We start from the raw sequence: 17461 nt of genomic DNA, 5'->3' as shown, positions 1-17461 counted from the left end.
GATGCTGAAGGATTGATGCGAGTGCTCTGGTGAGACTGCTGACGATCTATGGATGGCGAACCGGTTACCGCGCACCTGCTTACTAGGGTTATTTGTTTAGTGTTAGACGAGAAAGGGGGGCTGGAGAGATCACCGTAGAAGAACTTAACGCTTGTGGGGCTCAGGCAGATAAGTAGAGCGATTTGAATATCGAGCTACGTTTGATGGGAACCAATCTGTTAGATTTGATTTCAATTTAGTTGTGATCTCTACCCACCCACGAGGTTTCCATGTCCAGACTCGCAGAATTTCGCCAGCTCGAAAAACATCTCGCTGAACAGTTGCAGGCACTGGAGGCACTGAAGGGGGATGCCGGGCTAAAGAAGGAAATTGAGTTCGAAACGAAGATTCGTGATTTGCTGGCCAAGTACGGCTTCAGCCTCAAGGACGTCATCAACATTTTGGATCCCCAAACGGGCAGCCGCGCTTCAACAGCTCCCGCCAAAAAGGGCAGTCGTAAGGCGCGCCAGGTCAAGGTCTATAAAAATCCGCACAACGGAGAGACTATCGAAACAAAAGGCGGTAATCATCGTGGGCTGAAGGCTTGGAAGGAGCAGTATGGCTCTGACACAGTGGAGTCATGGCTCGGCAACTGATGAGAGGCTGAACAATAAAGAGCCCTGATGGGCTCTTTTTTCTGCTCTCTGGGCTTACGAGTTGCATCCTAACAGCACGTCCGACCCCATACTCTAGCCGTTATGCGCAAAAAACGACGAGCGGGGGAGAGGTGCTAACCTCTGCGCTATGAGTTCGGGATAGCAATCGTCGATGTATCCACATCCCAGGGCGTAGATATCAGAACGGGAGTTTCTGCAATTTCCCAATAGTCAGGAGCAAAGAGTTGGCCGAACGTAGTAAGTCCATATCATTACGTAGCGGAAACCAAAGCTTTTAGGCCAGTTTTATCCCTTGAAACGTTCGTTAATTTAGGTCACCAGAACTTCATGAACCATGAGCATTCACTCGCCGCCGCATTGAAGACCCTATGGAAAATTCCGCCTCCCAAGCCAAATAATTTTCGGTCCAGCTCAGAGTTTCTTGCGCTGAAGGCGCTGTTAATACAGCGCCTTCCTAATGGGAAAGCTAACTTCCTAGTGGAAACCTCTATCGGCCATGCGTTGAAGTCGCTCGGCCTACCATGCTGCAACACCTTCGCTCCTGACAACCCGCTGCCAGACTTTCAGGAGATGGCAGTACTGTTATCACGCGAGTTTGAGCGAACCACGATCAAGCGCAGATATCTCTGCCCACTTGATTTGGCTGATGATATTCCTGAGCTTCAGTTCGGAAATGCCCGAGTGAGATGTTTTACTTCTGTAGAGTTGGAGACAATATTCCAAAAGCCGCGGTTGACCCGTTTCTTCCCAAGCGATCAACTGGATTCGGCACGCCTTTCGGAATTTCATTGGTTGGTCGTGGAAGAAGAGGTGTCGATTGGGCAAGCTTCGCAGAGCAGAGGCTTTTCGTTTTTGGACTTTCGCATCGATAAGGATCTAGGTGAAATTACCCCTTACGGCGGCCGTTTCCCCGCGGTGGTCGAGCAAGCGCTGTTTTTCCTTCTTTTAGCCCCGTGGGAGGAATGGGCTCAGATGAAAGAGGTGGATTGGCGAGGCTTCAGACTCCCTTGGATTTATACCCTCGACGATGATTTGTGCTCCTTCCCGAGCCCGCCTCCAAACCCGGAAAGACTTTCGTGGGAGCCCCATTTCATTCAGATTGGACATGATGAGTGGGACGAAAGTGAGCGTCCACTGCGCCTTCAGAGCTTTGCAGAAGGAGCCGATATACTCGAAGCTCTAAGTCTATCGAAGTGGACTGATTTTAAGGATGCCCAGAGGTCAGACCTCTTCTCAACCCCGGTTGAGCACTTCATGGTGCGCGCCTTTCTTTCCGATGGTATTGATGAAGTGATGGCGCATCTCATCCTGATTGAGGCAGCGTTTGGAGCAGAGAGCGATCACAAACATAAGTTACGGTTGAAAACAGATCTACACAAGGAATCGGCAACGCGTCGAGTTGCTGCAAGGCTTAGCGCCGCAACGGGGCAGCCCATGTCAGCGAAACAGTACTTGGCGTTATACGAGTTGAGATGCACCTATATCCATGGGCGTGCAGATGATCGAGTGATTTCGACTGAACAACGTGTTGTGGCGCGCAAGCTGGCGCGAGAAGCAGCGAATTCGTTGATCGTGCTGGCTCAGCAGGGGAATACACGGGAAATGGTTCTGGCTGAGTTGCTTGATCGAGGTGTCGAAAATCTCCCTGTTGATCCTAACCGTCGCCCCAAAAAACAGGAATGAACATTCTTAGGAAAGAACACTAATCGTCGGGTAAGGGAAAGAAACTTCAGTGACGGTAGACGCAAAAATTGTTCAATATCTGCCGGGAGGGGTAGTGCCGAAATGGCAAACCTGATCCTGACGTGTCTGTTGAGCGCTTTTAGGACGAAACTGCGGTTGTTACCTCATGAATGAGGCATCTCCCGAAGAAAGTAACCACGTCTCATGGGGTATCAATACGAGATAGGATTCACAGCGCCAAAGCGTCGTTGTAAATTTAGTGCCATGCTTCTGACTGTCGCTCTGCCAAAGGTAGGTTTCGATCTCGGTCAATGTCTTCCCGTAACCGACGGTTCGCGGCATGTCATTAATCCGATCCACTATGACTGACATTTCAACGGGGACGTCATGCTCGAAACTCTACGCGAACAGCTTAAGCCGACATCAAAGATGCGTGTCTACAATGCTGTGTCTGAGGCAGGAATAGACGTAGGCGATTGGCATAACAATTCCTCTAGCAGGTCACCGGCACAGAATCCAACATACTGCTATCGATGGGCGTTTGAGGGGAACGATCGTGTACTTCTTTGTCTCTGGTATGACGAGTTGGATTTTTTGAACAATGGTATCCAATACATCGGAAATTTAAGGGCTGAGTACAGTACATATGATGAAAGAGCCAATGATCAGCGCACCCCATCGCTCAGGCAGCGATTGAAAATCTGGGCTTCTAGAGCGCTGCAGATGGATGAAGTTATCAAAATAGCTCATTGGAAAGGATGTACGATCCGAGTGGCATTGATCAAAAGCAAAAGTCCTGTTCGGCAAGATGATGAACGTGCATCTGCTGACTATAGATTGTTGGATCCAGAGCCATGGCATCTCGTGATGTACGAAATGGAAACGGGGTCATTCCTACTGCGTCGTGGCGCTAAACCTTCAAGCGAAGCCAGCGAGCCTAAGGCAATAGACGTTGTGGGCGCAGCAGGATCATTGGCCGACGCCCAAGCATTTCCGGAGATCACAATCGACTCATACGGTGTAGGTGTAGCTGATCAATTTACTGGAAATGAGCATCCCGATCGCGAGGCGCTTTCCAAATTTGTCTGGGTGCGAAATGCAAAAGTCAGGCAAAGCGTACTGGCGCGCTCTAAGGGGTGTTGTGAGTACTGTGGGCGGATTGGTTTTCGCAAAACTAACGGTGATATCTATCTCGAAACTCATCATGTTGTGTCGCTGAGTGAAGTGGGCGCAGATACTCCTGAAAATGTCATTGCCTTATGCCCTGAGCACCATAGAGAAGCCCATTATGGTATTGAACGTGAGGTACTGAAGACCCTATTTATACAGAAGCTTGCTGGCCTGAGCATCTGATACTCGAGTGAAACTAAAAAATTTATTTCTGGTCGGGAAATTCTCTGACGTATTAGCATGTTCTCACTATGGCTTCTAGAGCCGAAGATCAAGGTGGCAAGGTGCGCTGCAATCCTGCGAAGATCGCAACCTTGGATCACTATAATCCTCACAGTGACGGCGTAAAGTGTTGATCTTGCGTTAATATTGAGGACAGCGCCCGTTTCGATTGCTCAATAGGACATTAAGTATGGAAGCCTCCGCTCAATTGGCAGCCCTTCACACGGGTGCCGCTTTTATTTCGCTTGGCCGTTACACGAAGACCTTCGATATGTTCAAAGTGATGGGCGTGAGCTCCAAGGAGCTGGTTCATTCTAACATTCTTGCGGCATTACTATGCGAGGAAGAGACCCATGGCATGGGTTCATTATTTAGAGATGCCTATGTGTATTCTCTTGCTTATATGCCATGCAGCGGAAAGGCGCTTACATTGGAGGTTCTTGATAGGGCTAGAGGCGCCAGGGCAAACATTGCCAGGGAGTTAGCCCACATCGATATTTTGCTCGACTACCCGGATCTACGTCTTGTCATCGCGATTGAAAATAAGATTTGGGCTGCGGATCGAAAAAACCAAGTCGCACGCTATCAAAAAACGTTATCTGATCTGTACCCACACTATGCGTATAAGGCTCTTGTCTACCTGACGCCGAAGGGCAGGGGGTCTCCAACTCAAGATCCAGAATCCAGTGTACCGGTTTATAACCAATCCTATGGTCAGTTAGCCCGGCTCCTTCGTCAGCAACAAATTCATGCCACAGCAACGGCGTCGTACTTTATAGATCAATTCACCTCCCATGTGGAAAAGACAATGTCAGGAAACTCTGAGCTGAATGAACTTTGCTGGAATGTGTTCCAAGAAAGCGAAGACGCTTATGCGCATCTGGTGGATCACTATCAATACTGCAAAACTCGTAAGCTGACTGAGCTATTTGCTCGCTTGCGTGAGCGCCTTGCCACTGATTGCCTATTTGAACCGTTTAAGAGCGAAATGGTAGTCAAGTTCGCATCTAATCCAGACAAGCAAAAATACGATTTGGATATACGGCTACGCAGTTGGCCTGAAGGCGTATGGGTAAAGGTCTACAAGCACACTTGGTTTGGGGTGTTTCCATTCTTTCGCGCAGATGATCTTGAGCATCTGATATCACGGCTGCCCTCATTCACTCAACCCGCTTATGCCGTTCATGATTGGGAAGGCCTATACTTTGCATCCACTCGCTTCTTCATCAAGAAGCAGCGGTGCGTATTGGAAGAGGGAGATCGTGTGACAGACGCTCATATTGATGAGGTGCTGACGCGCGTAAATGACTGCGTAGTGGAAATAAATGGTGTGTTGAACAGCCTAAAAATCAGTGGCTATTAAAGGCAGTAACAAGCTAAAACGTTTTCTCCGGTTCGGATGCGTTGCGAAACACCTTAAGATCGAATCAAACGCCCCACTTTTATCAATTGGCAAAGGACGAGCAAGAACATGGCGCTGTTCATTCAGAAACCCATCTTTTGGAACACTAACCAGTACCTTGCGCCTTCCGGGGTCCTTGGAACAAGTGGCTTCCCTGAAGCAAACGGATACGGCCATGAGGAGTGGAATAACTCTTCAAAAATGGTCCTTTCGTGTGGAAAGAATCGTTTTAGAGTGTTTCATACAGAGGGGCTGGGCGCGGCACCAGTTGACCAAAACGCGGGGCAGACATTCGTGTTTTTGACGACGTCGCATGACCGCGTTCAACAGTTAGTTGGCATCGCAGGGAATGCAGTCGGTCTGTTCGATGACCATCATCTTGCTCAGCGTGAAGAAATTGTTCGCGAGTTATCGCTGGGTGAGCTTTGGGAGGACGCCTGGAATGTTGAAAATGTCCGAAAGCGGTTCGCTGGTAACCAGAAGAAATTCCTGAAAGCTTGGGAGAGGGACCTGCACTGGATTCCAAACTGGATCTGCCCAGAGGATTATTTCTGGTGGTTTGAAAAGCCAATTACTCTGGATCCCAGGATGATCACGGGAAAGGAGAGGTTGCTTGGAATGTACAGTACCTACACCGATCTGGATCTTCCGACGGTAGGGCGAATTCTGGACGCCATACCTGCAGCCCAGCGACATGAAAAATGGGATCGCCTGATTGACGCCATTCAATGTGCTCCTTCCGAGCCATTGCCGGCCGAGGACATCAACGAGGGAAGTGAACCCATCACAGAGGTGCTTACTCGAGTTAATGCCCGACGCGGACAGGGTAGGTTTCGTGAGGACCTGATGCAGATTTGGGGCGGCGCTTGCTCTGTAACGGGGTTGGCGTGCAGGGAGGTTCTTCGTGCTTCACATGTGAAACCTTGGATCGACTCTACTGCCAAACAACGCCTTGACCGCCACAACGGCCTTCTATTGTCTGCGAATTTAGACGCTTTGTTTGATAAGGGACTGATCACATTCGATAGCTTGGGCCAAATGCACGTTTCAAAACGTCTTGATGGAAAACACAGGGAGGCTCTAGGCCTGCCGAAGGCGCTACGTTTTGTCCCGAAGGAACTTGTGCCTTACCTGAAATACCATGAGGAAGAAGTCTTTCAAGATAGCAGAAGCTGGATCACCTAGTGATTAACGTCGTTGCTCGTGACGGGCTGAACGCGGAGATGGGGTTTCGAATTTGCCCGATTTAGCGAAGCGCTTCACGCGACTGAATCGTAATCGAGAACTCCAGTGATCTGCAGCTAATCTGACTGGCAGCGAAAATTTGATCGCAGTTGGGGCTGCAAAGAACGCCAACCGGCGTTAACATGATGTCAAAATGTCATTGTTCTCATGAGCATAGTCAGGTACGACGGTTGACGATCCATAGCCAATACACGTGCGCCATTGAAGGCAGTCTACGTGTGCATGTCCCAGTTCGGCTTTATGAGCTAACACTCAAGCACCGCCTACTTGACCAGTTGGGTGGTTTTTCGCATTTGATTTTGGAAGCGCTCGATGTGATGCCTGACAGGGGTATCGAGTGGGTTTTAGAACGGACAGCCCTCAATCCCCAGCAACTGCATCCTATTATTCGCCGACTCGAAGGGCTTGGGTTGGTGGAGAATTTCAATCTGACAGCTCGCGCCAAGCCTCTTCTCAAGGCTAAGCGGTTGCTGCATGCGCAAACAAAATACCTGTGGCTCGACGGAGACTACAGGCGCCACTCGTTTTGCGGAGTACACACGCTGGAGACGTCAGAGCTGAATGACGAAACTCAGTTTGTGATTCGGCCATGGCATCGTGGGGAAGGTAAGCCACGTTTATGGCCGAGCAGTGACTGGGGGGAGGATTGTGAGCGGCAGAAAAACCGAATCTGGGATGTTCCCGAGCAGTATCTGCCAGTGGCTTTCGAGAGTTTCAACGAATGTTTTCGAGACCAGAAATTTGTCAGGTCAGACTGGGCTCTGTCCGTATGGGTGGCAGCGGAAATATCACGCGACGTCCGTGCTATTGAAGTTGAACTCAGAACTGACTCTTTGCGTCATGCGAGACCCAACGATTTCACGTTTGCTAGCCCCGTCGTGTGCCTTTCGACTCGATTCAATATGCCTGAAGGCGCGCCTGAGCATCTGAGCAGTTTACTCCCCGCTAACCATTGCAGGTTCACCACGTTTGTTGATCACGATGATGGGTCTGTAGGAGAGCTTGAGCTTACTGATGATCCCAAAGCTTCCTGGGTGTGGCCAGTTGTCGAGCGAGCGACCAAAGACCGAGTCATCGAGCACCTCTTCCAAGAGCTGGCGTTGGCTGAGGAAAACGTCTCATCGGTTTTCAATCGTCACCATGCCCTAGAGGAGCGTTGGCAGCATCTAGGCTTCAACTGGGCCATGATTCAAGAAAGCCTGAATTTAGATGGCGTGTATCCGATTGAGGATGATCAATGAAGGTCGTTGATGTGTTCGCCAATATGGCTGAGCAAATGGTGGATGACGCCCAGGTTCGCCGTTACGGAACCATTTTGCTCACGCAAGGCGCAAGAGGACTGGGGAAGCTGAATCCCACGGTCGTGTGGGTTGACGCTGCAATCGCCGTCCTCGAGGCGACAGCCAGCTACCTGCGTTTCTGCGCGGCTCGTGAGGTCACAGCACAGCTGAGGGAGTTCAACAAAACACTTGAGGTAACGCTCGCACAAGACCTGCGCATTGGGGAAAAGCAACTCCAACAGCTGCAGCGCGAACGCTCTGGTCGTAAAGAACAGATCGCTCAGATGTTGAAGCACTCCAATCAACAAAAATCGTTGACCCTCAAGAAAGTTCGCCAGCAACTCGATTCCTTGAAACGAGTGCATGTGCTGCTTCAAAAGGAACGACAGGATCTAGGTAATTTCCAGCAGTTGATCGGCCTACAGGTATGCCTTGATCAGTGCATTGACGCGACGTTGGCATTACTGCTCACCCCAACCGGAGAGAACGCATGAAAGCTCCTCGCAAACCTACGCCCCCCAAGCCCACTCCTGGCAAATCCGCTCCTAAAAAAGGTGGAGGTGGAGGTGGATTCAATGTGAATCAAGCGATGCAGATGGCCAACACATCGATTGATGCATTCAAGTCGTTTGTTGATTACAAGAAAGAAGAAGAAGTCACCAAACGGACCGTGATTGAAGGGCAGCGACAAATTCTGCTTGGGGAGCAGCAGCTGAAAGAAGCCGAGCTCGAGGATGATCAACACAAGCGCGATCATTGGGCAAGAATGCAAGAGCTTTCAAACCAGAGCCGAGAGTCCGATCAGCAGTACGACATAGCAATGACCACGCTCGAGACTAAGGCTGATAGAGAGGACCGGGTACTCAAGCAGCTCGAGTCTGGAAAAATCACGGCAGAGGACGCTGCCATGTTGCTAGGTGGCGGACAGGAATAAGTTTATGGCAGCTCCACTCTTTGTCGGTATTGGCGTTGCGATTATCGCGGTTGCTAAAGTCTTCAGCTGGCTAGCTAACAGCATGACTGAGGAAGAAGAGCGAAAACATGCGCAGGAGCACGCCCGTACGGAGGAGATTCGACGTCGGGCAGCTGCCGCTCAGGCACGTCAAGAGCAAAGGGCGTGGGAAGAATATCGGGAGATGGTTCTTGAGCACGTTCAACTTTTACGTAGAGTGATCCGGGAAAACCGCGAGGCGATAGTTGGCATTCCAGAGGAGCTGCATAAGCTCGAGCAGATGGTTGCTCGGGAAATTTCTGATAAGACCTCCAGCCCCTACCGTAAGTCAGCACTTCGTCGAGAGTACGCACGTGTCGAAGATGCTGTAGTACGCATGAAAGAGTACGAGCGCTATCTGACATTCGCGGAGAATGAAGTCGACGCCTTGCTTGTGGGTGAACATTACGCGCTGCTGCTAGCGCTTGACCCGGCAGACAAGCTTCTTCCTCTGGAATGGCTTTACCCAGGAAAGCTCGTATTGGTGGCGATGGAAGAAATTAGTAGGCCACTCCCGCGCTTCGGGCATCGAATTTCGTTCGGTACTGACGACGTGTCTCAAAAGGCGTTGGCACTGCCGTTTAACGATGAGATACCCGTACTGATCAAATCTGCTACCAAGTGGGACAATGGATCGTTCTATGGCTGTGTCGCCCGAGGCGCGCTCTACTATAACCACATCATTACCGGTGAACCCGTACCTTTCATTGTTGAACGAAAGCAAAAGCAATCGATGATCGGGACGTTGTTTGATGGTCTGATCCGCGCCACGCTTCCTGTGAGCCAGCTAAAGCATCCTGGCGTGCGACTGCTCTCTGGCCAGAAGATCTTGGTGCATCCGACGCAGTACGATCTGTGTCTGCTACGTAATCCATTTGAGCAAGGACGCACCAATATAGAGGTCAGCGAGTTCAACTATCGCGCTCGTGGTGTTCAGTCCTATCAGCAGCTTTATTTGACCGTAGATGAGAAGTATCTAGAGGGTGTGACCGACCAACAGTTTTTCGAAGAGGACGAGCCTTGGACACTGCTCGGCTACTCTAGCGCGACGGGAATGATTTCTCTGGGCAAAGCTTCAGTGAGGGTGGAGTGTGCGCCAACGACCAATTTTAGCTTGCTCGAAGTCCATCAGGTTATTCAGACGGGGACTCTGCAGATTGGTCTCGATACCCCATTTCGGTTCACGCTTCTAAATCAGAAGCTTGCGGCGGTGTCGCAGGTTGGATGGCGAAGCGGAGTCGAAGAGTTCCTTCGCTTCTGCTCTCAAACTGCAATGGATATGAAAGACTCACCTGAGCGCTTGGCTCACAGTCGTTTCTACCAGCGCTGGGAGCAGGTAATTGCGTATCAACGCAGCCAGGAAGAAGTTTCGGCACTGGATTTTTCAGCAAGCATGCTCCTTGTTCAGGAAGACGATGTGCTTGTACTCCAACGAGACAGTCTCCCTCCGTCAGATCACGAGGCTTTCGAAGGCTTAGCCGAGAAGCTTCGCGAGGTGCTGTCAGACAAAAACTTCCTCAATCCTGACCACTGTGTCCGACTCTTGCTATGGGATGCAGACCGTTGTGAGTTTGTGCCTGCTGTCTCCCGCGATCGCCGCCGGCGTCCTTTGTACATTTGCACTAAGAGCAGTATTAGCATCGAGAGCGCTTTCTCGTTGCCAGAAGAGTCAAATGCAATGCTGCGTTTGGTTGTCACTGTACCCAGTGCAGCACTCAAGCGTCAGGCGCAAGCGTTAGAAGACTTTTTCAACGATCAACTGGTTAATCCAGCGCTCAAGAGCATCTTGCTTGCGCCAGAGCATTATCTCGCCGAACCGGCAGAACGGAGTAGGGACATAGCGTGGTCCGGGCCTCTGGATGAGAGTCAGAAACGAGTAGTGGAGTTAGCGCTGAGTGAGCGAAATATCGCGTTGATTCAGGGGCCACCTGGCGCTGGTAAGACAACGGCTATTGTTGAGATTTTGTATCAGCTTTACCGTCAGCGCTCTGATCTTCGAATTCTCGTGGTATCGCAACAAAACTCTGCGGTGGACAACGCCCTGGAGAAGTTTCTCGCCGAACATGCCCATGGCTTCGATCACGCGATTCGCACTATTCGGATAGGTAATCCTGAGAAGATGAGTAGCGTCATCAAACCGCTAGGATTCGACAGTCAATTCAGTGAATACCTTACAGATCTCGAAGATCTCGCAATCGCCGGTGCCGTCAGCCTACCGGATAATGAAGCCGCGTTGTGTCACATGTGGCTCTCCTCGATCAAGCAAGCCTCACAGTCGCGCGCCAACCAGGACGAATTTTTTATTACGCTCCTGGCCGACCGCAACCTGGTCGGTGCCACCTGTGTGGGCTTGGCTACCAACAAGGGAGGTATAGATCAACTCCAGTTCGACGTAGCAATCATTGATGAGGCGGGCAGAGCCACCATCCCGGAAATCCTCATTCCCATCTTGCGATCGAACAAGGTGATTCTTGTAGGCGATCACTACCAGCTTCCACCAAGCATCGCTCCGTTGCTCCGAGAAGATGAAGCCGTAGAAGAACTTGGGTTCTTACGTGAAAATTTCTTGGATACCAGCTTCTTTGAATTGATGTTTGAGCGCCTTCCGCCACAGTGCCGCGAGACGTTGAGTTTGCAGTATCGAATGGCGCCGGCGATCGGGGATTTGGTGGCAGAACTCTTCTACATGCGTGAAGGTAAACGCGTGCTTCACAATGGCCGAGATGACGCGTATTTCGAGGAGCGATACATACTTGAAAAATCTATTTACTGGGTCGACGTGAAAGGACGTCAATCTCAGCCGAAAGGTTCGCAAAGCAAGGAAAATCGGGAGGAGGCGAAGGAGATAACTCAGTTTTTGGCTAATCTTGCAGAGAGTACAACGAAGCGTATTTCGGTGGCTGTCATTACGCCGTATGGAGCGCAGAAAGAATGTGTGCGTGCGAGCTTGCGCAAGATTGGATGGGTGGAAGGGAAGCTTGGTCAATTGTCGATAGCTGTTGATACCGTGGATGCGTTTCAGGGGAGTGAGGCGGACATCGTTTGTTATTCCACTGTTCGCACCGAGGGAAATCTTAACTTTATCCTCGACCGGAAACGTCTCAATGTGGCTTGTTCTAGAGCGAAGCTTCACCTTCTGTTTTTTGGTCATCGTGACTTTCTTCGACGTTGGAATTCAAAGAAAGGTGCTGAGGAAAACTTGTTTCCGAGGTTAATGCAGCATGCTTGGAATGTGCCTGTTGTTTATGCTGGTGGGTTAAAAAGTTGTGCGTACAGTGATAATATGCGGATTAGTAAGGTGCTAAGCCCGTAGATATAGAAAGCCTGGCTAAGCGTTGGTGAGGTGATTTTAATTTTTATAAGCATATTGGCAGGATTGCAGCTTGTAGCCTGTCCGCCGTGATTGTTCATTTGAGGGTGGGGTTATGGAGATATTAGTTCAGTTTGCAAAGGTTTCGAGAGAGTTGTTTTTTACGCTTCTGTTTTCTTTATTTCCAATATTGTTCGGCTCCTCTGTTTCATCGACGTGGACAGACATTGAATTCGGATCCGCATTTTCGAAAAACTTTAGCAGCGGCGAGGTGTTTATATACACGTCAGCTTTTTTGACTCCTTACATTTTGATTCGATATAAGGAGAGCGGCACAGCTATGCTGCAGGATCTTCGGTTTTTACTGTTTTTATATGCGCTAATAGCAGGTGCTTTTCTTTTTGTATCAGTTCGGTTAGAGACTTTGATTCCGATCAAAATGAGTGTGCACGAAGATGGTGTGGCCTTCTTTGGTTATACAATTGTTATCGCAACTCTCCTTCTGTGGTACTCAAGTATATGGCCAAGTTATAGAGCATTGATTGATCCTAATAAGGTTCAAAGCGATCAAGAAAAGAAGTTGTTTGCCAGATTTAACGATCTAATCAATAAGGAGTCTGGGGAATGAATGTGATCAAAGGTAGTTGCATTCGTGTTTCTCAGCCAATAGGCGATTTTTATTGCAGCGTATTCAAAGCACGGGATCTCTACAACATATCGTACTCAGATGTGAGACGTTTGGAGGACGAGCAAGATGGTGAGGGCTTGGACACCTATCTTGGGATTCAGCGAGAATTAAGTGCATTTCGAGTGAAACAAATCGGAGAATACATTACTGCTGTGGATGCGACTTTTCCAAACTCCATCATTGTGGCTATTGGGGAAAAGTATGTGACTTTAGAGGGGAATGTATTATCCATCAAATATCATGATGATCAGAAAGGAAAAGTTGCAAAAATTCTAGATGGACAACATCGTCTAGCTGGATTCGAAGGAACTGATTTTTGTTATAGCTCGCCTAGCGGCGAAAGGCTAGATTTCGAACTGCTAGTTACTATTTTTGTAGAGGCTGATCTTCATACGCAAGCTCAAGTTTTTACGATGGTTAACCAAAATCAGACAAAAGTAAATCGAAGTTTGGTATATGATCTTGAGTCACTAGCTCTCGCAAGAAGCCCTACCAAGTCAGCGCATCAGATAGCATCTTTGCTTAATGGGAAAAAGGGTTCACCTTTTTATCAGCGTATAAAAAGACTTGGGCTAAAAACACCTGGAGTTAGTACCGAACTGATTACTCAGGCGGCATTTGTCGAGAACTTGGTAAAGCTAATTTCCAAGAAACCTAGTTTAGATCGTGATATTTTGCTAGGGCGTAAGAAGAAATTCTTTGGAATGAAAGATAAGAAGCTTCCGGACATGGAAGATGCAGATTTTGTGCGGTTGCCTTTTCGAAAAAATTTCGCGGGCGGAGATGACTCGGTTATAGCGGCTAATGTGTACAATTATTTCTCCGCAGTATCCGAATTATGGCCGGAAAGTTGGCGGGTTGAGAATAAAGCTTCCGCCTTAAACAAAACAGTTGGTCTCATTGCTCTAATGCGAGCGTTGAGAGATGCTTACAATAAAGCAGTAAAGGCGGGAGTGGCTGAGTACGGAGATGTGATAGATGAAAGTGAATACATCAAAATTTTGAGTAGATCTAGAATTAAGGATAGTTTTTTCTCTGAATTGGATGCGGTCTCTAAAACATCCGGACTTATTTATAAGGCCATACAGCCACCCAAAGCCAAGTTTTATTCCGTCGAGTTTTCAGATGGCTCAGGAGGGAGTAATAAAGCCATTATCCCCGCTCGAAGCAAGGATGTAATTTATTCTAATTTTGTTGGAGAGGTTAGTGCTGTTTCAGAAAGCTTTTGGGTGGAATTAGATGAAATTGCTTTTGAGTCGAACTATCCAGTGTTTCACTTCAAACTAGAAAATAAAGATATTGCACTCAGGAATGAAGACCTAGGCTACAGTTATTTGTCATACATTTATCGTTCGCTTTTGGTGGGGGCTTCATTTGATGACTGATTGGTGCAGCGGATCTTGTATGAGGAAGTGGCGGGAAATCTTGGAGGGTTATAAGTGACAATAACAGAAGCTATTCGTCTTGTAATGATGAAGAAAGGCTCACCTATGACTGCTGACGAGGCTTATTATGCAATAGTTAACGCCGGCCTATATACATTTCATGCCGACAATCCCCGTCATGTTGTTCGTAGCCAAATTCGACGTCACTGCGAAGGTATAGTATTTCCTAGCTCTTCTGCCACCAAACATTTTGTGCTCGTTGACGGGAATCGTTACATGCCAGTGGGCGAACGATTACCTGGTTCTCCAAGAGAGCAGCTGTCGAAACAGCCAAAGGTCAAAAACATTACAGACTCTCACGCTGCGAGCCTGCGCGAGCTACAGCTTTTGCATGAAAAATATATCGTTGAATTTAAGAAAAAGATTCTTAATGATCTAAAGTCGATGTCACCTTCAGGGTTTGAACTGTTTGCTAAAAGGTTAATGGATATATACGGCTTTCATGATACCGCCGTCACAAAAGTATCAAGTGATGGCGGTATTGATGGTCACGGGAAGTTAAAGGTCGGATTGGCAAATTTAAATGTTGCATTCCAGTGTAAGCGTTGGACGAAGGGCAACATACAACGTCCAGAAATAGACAGGTTTCGTGGGGCAGCTCAAGGAGACTTTGAGCAAGGATTATTTTTCACCACAGCATCATTTTCATCAGGCGCTGTGTCTGCATCTATTAAGCGTGGGGCAGTCCCCATTATTCTCGTTGACGGAGAATCAATTGTTGAGCTGATGATTGAAAAAGGATTTGGAGTTCAGGTCGATATGATTTCTATTCCGTCTTATGCACTTGATCTTGCTCTGGGTGAATACGAGAGTGTACAAAACTGGGATTTACAAAAAGGAGGCGGTAGGTCGTGATTTGATTAGTGTTATTATTGCAGTTAACTCGGTCACTTTAGATGAGAGATTTGATCTAGAAGGCGATTTTTTCAGCCTTGAATAAAAGGCAAAGCTTGTAAGTAAAATGCAATTATTCCGTTGGGTGAAGATTGTATTTATGCTTGCTTAACCAGAGCGCTGATCCAGCCTGACAAATACCCTCGGTTTAGCGAAAGAACATTCCCTTTAACACGGGACCTGTTAGGGGCACGCAAGCATTACCTCGGTCGTCAATATTTATTGATGACTTTCAGGAGGTTAAAATATGGTCACCTAAGCCAAACAGAATTCTTAGTTGAGCCCTAAAAGCCAAAAGCCCATCACTCGAGAGCTTCTTGCATAGTTACATGCAAAACCAATCAGATGTTTTTCAGCGTTTCAATACTTACAGTGTGTTGGTCGAATAATTTGTTGCGGTTGTGCCTAAAATACGGGAGTATCTTATGAATTCATAGGAGGCTCTCATGAGGCAGATCCCAGTAACTCTATTGCTGATCTTTTTCAGCACCCTGTCCGTGAACGCGATTGCCGCGGGCTCTACGGATTCGGCGGCTGTGGTTATGCCGGAAGCGATGACTCACTCGGATGTGCCTATGTCTGCAGCTGGCGCGGTTTTTCCAGCATATGTGTTAGACCAAAATGATAAAATTTTAGGTATAAGCCAGAAAGTCGATAATGTTAATGAGAGCTTAACGAGTATTAGCTCGCAAGTAACCACGTTGAAGCAGTCCTTTTGGGAGCGGCTTATTCCAGCATTTTTTGGTGCTTTGGGAGTGGGGATTGCCGCGTTGGTAAACTATTTTCTGCAAGCTCGCCAGATTACGCACAATGAAAGTGAGCGTAAAGAAAAATTTTCTTTCGATGTCAGACAGAAAATATTTGAGTATCGTAACAAGCAAAATAATGAGTTCTACGGCCCATTGTTAGTTTTGCTTGCTCAAAGCAAGGAGCTAAGCAATCAATTGCATGAGCAATTATCGAATTTTGACCCCTCTCGCTATATATTTGAAGACGATTGTAGCTCGGGGGTTGTTAAATCAACGCTATACATTCATGAGCAATCTGATAAACGCCCATTACGTCTTATTGAAGAGCTTCCTTATCTCGGTCAAAATGTAAAGGACGTGCTTCCCCAGGTTTTAGTTATTATTGAAGTGGGTGTACGAATGGCTGCACTCATTGAAAAGTCCTCAGGGCTAGCGAATCCTAAAAACTCCGAATTGAGTGGTTGCTTGGGGAAATACCTTGCTCATCTCACCGCGCTTACGGACGCATACAGGCAAGCAGATCAAGAAAACCAGGGTGGTTCTACGCGGATCCATACGGCTGTTTTCCCGAGAAGGATTCAAGAATTGGTCAAAGCAGACTATGATGAGATCAATAAACAGATCCAAGATTGGGAGTCAGAAGCGAAAGCTCCTGCCGGAAGTGGAGTTGGAAATACTAATGCCTGATATTGCGACGCTTAAGTACTATGAAGATACTTGTCGGGAATATGATAGATTTAGCTCCTCAATTGACATGAGCGAGCAGTGGAAGTCATTTGAAAGCATGCTGCCTTCTGGAGGCAGAGTTCTAGATTTGGGCTGTGGGACCGGACGAGATATAAAACATTTTCTCCAAATGGGCTTTATTGTGGAAGGTGTAGAGCCTTCACTTGCCATGGCTAATTACGCACGTTTGAAGACAGGCGTTAAGATATTTGATCTTGCTGCAGAGCAAATTGCATTTGTAGAGGAGTATGACGGCATCTGGGCCTGTGCGTCCTTAATGCATATGCACAAACATGCGTTCTTTGATACTTTGCCTAAAATCGTGAAATCACTCAAGCCTGGTGGGTATTTTTATTTTTCGCTGAAGGAGGGTGTTGGCGAAGCTCGCAATGTTGACGGTAGGTTGTTCAGCTTCTATAAAACAGACGAGATTACAGATCTTCTGTCGAGCATTGCGAGTACGCAGATTGTTAAGCAATGGGTTTCGAAAGATCTGGCTGGGCGAAGTGAAACTCAGTGGTTAAATACTATAATCAAAAAGTCAGAATTATAAATGATATCTGGAAAGTTTTCGTTCGAATCTATTCGTAGTATTTTTAAATTAGACTTAATGCCATGCAGGCTGAGCCCACTTTTGAAGGTGGGCACTTTTTTATTTGTTTATTATCAGTAATACTACGTCTTTCAGAGAGCGAATATGCCCCATTTTATGCAGGCCTACCTCGATAAGAGACGCGACGTGCCTGACGGGATCCCAGTTTAGAGCATTTTGATGCGTGAACTGCCTGAGCAATGCTTCGTAGATATCCAAGTGCTCGCCAAATAGAGTAGGAGCATTAAATTCTTGCCCATCCAAGTCCGACACACTGGCATTGCCAAGACCACTCTCGTCAGCTAGCGCAAGTGCGATCGCATACCTACTCAAAATGTTAGGCGTAAGCCCAGTCTTTGACTTTAGATACTTCATCTTCGCAGTGGACGAAGTGGATATTTTGAATTT

15 protein-coding genes are annotated in these 17461 nt (G+C 47.9%); 14 read left to right on the top strand and 1 reads right to left on the bottom strand.

What is annotated here, in order from left to right; genetic code table 11:
• Positions 1-269: 269 nt before the first annotated feature.
• The 14 genes from AB4N44_RS02895 to AB4N44_RS02830 all read left to right on the top strand — a co-directional run bounded on the left by AB4N44_RS02895 (position 270) and on the right by AB4N44_RS02830 (position 17014).
• Entirely contained in the window at positions 270-635 is a 366-nt protein-coding gene (locus AB4N44_RS02895) for a histone-like nucleoid-structuring protein, MvaT/MvaU family (RefSeq protein ID WP_186623174.1), read from the top strand.
• Between the two features lie 348 nt (positions 636-983).
• Positions 984-2339 carry a hypothetical protein gene (locus AB4N44_RS02890; protein WP_460110315.1) on the top strand — a complete coding sequence of 452 codons (1356 nt, stop codon included), beginning with the start codon at positions 984-986 and terminating at the stop codon, positions 2337-2339.
• A gap of 387 nt (positions 2340-2726) precedes the next feature.
• Positions 2727-3692 (top strand): HNH endonuclease, encoded by a 966-nt coding sequence (locus AB4N44_RS02885; protein ID WP_460110317.1) that lies wholly within the window; start codon positions 2727-2729, stop codon positions 3690-3692.
• 229 nt (positions 3693-3921) lie between these two features.
• Entirely contained in the window at positions 3922-5094 is a 1173-nt protein-coding gene (locus AB4N44_RS02880; protein ID WP_460110319.1) for a PDDEXK-like family protein, read from the top strand.
• A 108-nt stretch (positions 5095-5202) separates the two neighbouring features.
• Positions 5203-6318 (top strand): HNH endonuclease, encoded by a 1116-nt coding sequence (locus tag AB4N44_RS02875; RefSeq protein ID WP_460110321.1) that lies wholly within the window; start codon positions 5203-5205, stop codon positions 6316-6318.
• A 230-nt stretch (positions 6319-6548) separates the two neighbouring features.
• Positions 6549-7619: a hypothetical protein gene (locus AB4N44_RS02870; RefSeq protein ID WP_460158176.1), complete on the top strand. Its 1071-nt coding sequence runs from the start codon at positions 6549-6551 to the stop codon at positions 7617-7619.
• Entirely contained in the window at positions 7616-8152 is a 537-nt protein-coding gene (locus tag AB4N44_RS02865; protein WP_339508652.1) for a hypothetical protein, read from the top strand. The genes AB4N44_RS02870 and AB4N44_RS02865 overlap by 4 nt, the downstream gene beginning before the upstream one ends.
• Positions 8149-8592 (top strand): hypothetical protein, encoded by a 444-nt coding sequence (locus AB4N44_RS02860; protein ID WP_460110324.1) that lies wholly within the window; start codon positions 8149-8151, stop codon positions 8590-8592. The genes AB4N44_RS02865 and AB4N44_RS02860 overlap by 4 nt, the downstream gene beginning before the upstream one ends.
• Positions 8593-8596: 4 nt before the next feature.
• Positions 8597-11962, top strand: a complete 3366-nt coding sequence (locus tag AB4N44_RS02855) for a DEAD/DEAH box helicase (RefSeq protein WP_460110326.1) — start codon at positions 8597-8599, stop codon at positions 11960-11962.
• Between the two features lie 112 nt (positions 11963-12074).
• The gene (locus AB4N44_RS02850) at positions 12075-12587 is read left to right on the top strand and encodes a hypothetical protein (protein WP_110718462.1); all 513 of its coding nucleotides are present in this window, start codon (positions 12075-12077) and stop codon (positions 12585-12587) included.
• On the top strand, positions 12584-14032 hold the full coding sequence (locus tag AB4N44_RS02845) for a DGQHR domain-containing protein (RefSeq protein ID WP_110718461.1): 1449 nt from the start codon (positions 12584-12586) through the stop codon (positions 14030-14032). Before AB4N44_RS02850 ends, AB4N44_RS02845 begins: the two co-directional genes overlap by 4 nt.
• A 54-nt stretch (positions 14033-14086) precedes the next feature.
• Positions 14087-14947 (top strand): restriction endonuclease, encoded by an 861-nt coding sequence (locus AB4N44_RS02840; RefSeq protein ID WP_146232718.1) that lies wholly within the window; start codon positions 14087-14089, stop codon positions 14945-14947.
• 485 nt (positions 14948-15432) lie between these two features.
• Positions 15433-16422 (top strand): hypothetical protein, encoded by a 990-nt coding sequence (locus AB4N44_RS02835; protein ID WP_460110330.1) that lies wholly within the window; start codon positions 15433-15435, stop codon positions 16420-16422.
• Positions 16415-17014, top strand: a complete 600-nt coding sequence (locus AB4N44_RS02830; RefSeq protein ID WP_460158175.1) for a class I SAM-dependent methyltransferase — start codon at positions 16415-16417, stop codon at positions 17012-17014. Before AB4N44_RS02835 ends, AB4N44_RS02830 begins: the two co-directional genes overlap by 8 nt.
• A gap of 99 nt (positions 17015-17113) precedes the next feature.
• On the opposite strand, the gene AB4N44_RS02825 is transcribed toward AB4N44_RS02830, so the two are convergent.
• On the bottom strand, positions 17114-17428 hold the full coding sequence (locus AB4N44_RS02825; protein ID WP_460158224.1) for a DndE family protein: 315 nt from the start codon (positions 17426-17428) through the stop codon (positions 17114-17116).
• Positions 17429-17461 lie beyond the last annotated feature (33 nt).

Source organism: Pseudomonas sp. S3_C06 (genome assembly GCF_054667675.1).
This window is presented reverse-complemented; position numbering and strand designations above follow the sequence as displayed.